The organism is uncultured Fibrobacter sp. (genome assembly GCF_937877005.1).
Lineage (GTDB): Bacteria > Fibrobacterota > Fibrobacteria > Fibrobacterales > Fibrobacteraceae > Fibrobacter.
In genome coordinates this window covers 1-3,070 of record NZ_CALEFV010000234.1, presented here as the reverse complement: position 1 = coordinate 3,070, position 3,070 = coordinate 1, and the positions used below count along the sequence as shown (strand labels likewise).

3 protein-coding genes are annotated in these 3,070 nt (G+C 44.5%); all 3 read right to left on the bottom strand.

The window, feature by feature from the left end; genetic code table 11:
* Window positions 1-247 (bottom strand): hypothetical protein (locus tag Q0628_RS10320; protein ID WP_298770741.1); only part of this gene is annotated, 247 nt, incomplete at its 3' end.
* 8 nt (window positions 248-255) lie between these two features.
* Window positions 256-1,437, bottom strand: coding sequence for a hypothetical protein (locus Q0628_RS10315; protein ID WP_298770739.1), 1,182 nt, complete (start codon window positions 1,435-1,437; stop codon window positions 256-258).
* 33 nt (window positions 1,438-1,470) lie between these two features.
* On the bottom strand, window positions 1,471-2,793 hold the full coding sequence (locus Q0628_RS10310) for an alpha/beta hydrolase (RefSeq protein ID WP_298770737.1): 1,323 nt from the start codon (window positions 2,791-2,793) through the stop codon (window positions 1,471-1,473).
* Between the last annotated feature and the right edge of the window lie 277 nt (window positions 2,794-3,070).

Genomic DNA, 3,070 nt, shown 5'->3' with positions numbered 1-3,070 from the left:
CGTTTGAAAGCGCTTCGGATGCCTTGCCCTGGTCGCCCAACTTTTTTACCTGGAGTTGGATTCCTTCGCTAGAAAGCGAAGCCGACACTTTTGTCAGCGTTGATTCATCTTCTGCGTTTACGACGCCCACCGTCACGGTCACTGCCGTCACTTCTTTTTTGAGGGTTGCATGCTTACGGGCGCAACAGTCAAATCGAGCCGCAGCAAAAGAACTTAATAAAGCACATAATAAAAGTATTTTCTTCATAGTCCACCCTAGAAATCAAACATAACTTCGACGCCAAAAATCAGAGAAGGATCGTTTTTATTGCCTTCGAACGGCCAATCTTTATCGTCAGGGATATCGGCAAGAACCATCGAGATAATATTTATTTTGTAACCGGGAACATTAAAGTAGAACCGTCCACCGACGCGCCACGATTGCAAATCTTCATCTTTGTCTAAAGTATTCGTATGGTATTCAAGAGGGATACCGATACTTAAGGATTCCAGCAAGGCTACGCTCGGTTCTACCGCTACAAAAAAGTATTCCGGACGAGTTGTCATTTCCAAGAATGTACGTTCCGGGTCATCGATAACCGCATAGAACAGAGAACCTATGATGCAAAATCTCGAAAATTCAAACGACGGTTCAGCCAAGAATACATGATTCGATACCGCATCATCGCTAGCCAAGAAGACCGAATGATAACCGTATAATCCATGCAAGGCAAAATGTTCCGACGAAAGCGAAATATCTAGCCCAGCATAAAGTTCATTAAAATCCTTTCGCTGATAGCTTTTGTAATCGGCATAAGGGCGAAATACCTGGCCTGCAATTTCAAAATCGTAAGCGGCATGAATTTCGTACGTAAGGCCTTCTTTGCAATCCATTCCCATGTATTCGCCGAACATATAGTGGTAATAGCAACTTTGGTCGTTACTTCCGCTACCAAAGCCGGCATCGAGTTGCAAGCCATTCCACAAGAATTCAACGCCGCGAATAGACTTTTGCCTTATGCCCGCCGCATCGTCCCGAGGGTCGCCAAAATCATAATAATTTTTGAACAGACCTTCGAAATAATTTAAATCGCCAATACGAAAAGCCAAGTGTTCAGAAGGCGCATATTGAACATAAGCTCCGTTAAAAACGACAGTCGGGTGCACAGGATCCATGGTTGCGTCATCGCCCATATCCATGCCTTCCATCTCTTCCATTCCATCCATCGCCATTCCCATCGCTTCAATTTCGAGCCATGCAGACCAACGATCGTTAAAACGGACATCAAAATCCAAGTCTAGCATAGATTCATAACGATGCACGACGTTCGATTCATCAGTATTCCAGTCGGCATAAGCGTGAACCATAATCATTCCCGAAAGGTCCAGCTTAGGACGCTCAAAGGCAAGCGACAAACCGACTAATAGAAGGACATACAATAATATTCGTTTATTCATACAAATAAATTCTGGCACCCATCACTTACAAGATTACTTTTTCAAACTCTTAATAAATTCATCGATATAACCCGTTACAGTTTTCACGTCTTCGGCAGAGCCCCAATGGGTATTGTGGTCGGCACCTTCGACTTCGTGGAACACAACACTTTTTGCTCCAGAAAGTCCCTTTTGCAAGGTTTTCTGAGATTCGCTGTCGAACAAGGCATCTTTAGTACCCCATATGATTTGAACATCGGTCGCAATCGAAGAAAGACGCTTGGTATTATCAATTTTCAAAAGATTCTTGACCAGGTATTTCCACACATAGTAAGGCACTTGTTTCAAGTGTTCCAAATTGGCGGCCTGAAAATCCTTATCCGGATTCGTGCTGTAGCCCCACGCCTGAATAAAGCTCTCGGGGAGTTTCTGGGTCGAATCGTATGCATAAATGCCATCGAACGATTCATCGTCGGTACCGTTCACAAGCCAATCCAGCGTGGCATTCTTCTCGTCAACCGAAGCACCTGAACCAATCAAGGTGATTGAAGAAACAATTTCTGCGTTCGTGATGGATAATTCCTGAGCAATAAAGGCTCCAAGCGAATGTCCCACAATGTGAACTTTTTTCAGGCCAAGTTTTTCGACAAAGGCTGCTATATCGCTTGCAAGTTCAGCGACAGAATACGAAGATTCATCAATCGGCTTGTCCGTTTTTCCGTTGCCGCGGTATTCGGGTACATAAACGCGATAGCCTTTTTTGGCAAGCGACGGTGCCACCTGCGACCAGGAAACTCGACCATCGGTAAGTCCGTGAATCAATACGACCGGAGTTCCCTTTTCATCACCCGTCACTGTATAGGCCAAATGTATTCCCGTTGCAAGGTCAACCGATTTTTCTGTCCAGTCGACATTCTGGTATTCGGCAAAGCTCTTTGTCGTAAAGGTATTGTTCTTGCCCATAAAATGATGCCCGTTCACCTGAGCTTCATCTTCAAAAGCATAGACATCCGTATTGCTGCTCCCCACATGAACAACATCGGCACTTCCCGAAAAATCGACACGGCCAGAACGCTTGATGAGCAAATTTCCGGTCACCTTGACATTCTTTAGGACCGTTGCACCAGGCGTCGTCGTAGAAACCGTCAGCACCCCATTGATTGTTGTATCTTGCAAGAAAATGAATCCATCCTGGATATCTTCATCTCCAAGCGTCAGGTCGCCGGCGCTAAGTTCTTCCATATGATGGCCATGGTGCTCTTCGTGGGAAGTTTTTTCTTCGGGGGCGCTACTAGAATCATCAGAGCAGGCGGCAAAGAAAAGTGTAGAAGCAAGAATTGCTGCCGAGAATAAAGCAAAATTATTATGAATTGTCATTGAAGCCTCCGTTTGTATTGGTTTTAAATCGGGCTCAATATTAGATTTTACGGAGGTTTACGTCCAATACTATTTTTTCATGGCAATTGATAGCTCTTTTCTATAACAAGTTCATTTTATCGTGAGCAAACGGCTTACCTCAAATTCAAAGTCCAAGCAAGAAATTACTATATTTGACCCACTATGTTTTCACAGCTGACTGACTCTCTAGAATCTACTCTCAAGAACCTGCGCGGGCAGGGCAAACTCACCGAAGAAAATGTCGCCGAATCACTGC